Below are 369 nucleotides of genomic sequence, written 5' to 3' on the forward strand. Positions count from 1 at the left end.
TATTTGTTAGCAATTTTTGTATTAATGATTCTGGCACTTGCCACCAAGGTGATGTTTGTACCGCTTGTTCAAGTGGCACATGCACTACATGCGATTGGTGATTGATCCAATAAAAAGCAAAGGCAGGCAGCACGTCTTGCCAGCTATCGGCAAAGTGATCAAGTATAATTGACAGGTATTCGCCATCCCAATAGCGAAAAAACACCGTTTCACCATTTGGCATTATGGCTTGGGTTAGGCTACGTAAATGCGCACAGATGGCCTCGAAGGGAAGATGAGAGCGCGCCAGCCAGCCCCAGTCTTTGTACTCGGTGTTGTTTATCCAATCTAAAAAGGGGCTGTGCTCATCAAGTCTAACTAGCATGGGCA

Annotated in this window: 1 protein-coding gene; it reads right to left on the reverse strand. The window is 45.8% G+C overall.

Features of this window, described 5'->3' with window-relative positions:
- The coding region (locus GQ593_RS13480; protein WP_160432482.1) for a DUF4123 domain-containing protein at positions 1 to 369 on the reverse strand (369 nt) is incomplete at both ends.

Origin of the sequence: Gilliamella sp. Pas-s25, from assembly GCF_009795885.1 — a bacterium.
Taxonomy (GTDB): domain Bacteria; phylum Pseudomonadota; class Gammaproteobacteria; order Enterobacterales; family Orbaceae; genus Gilliamella.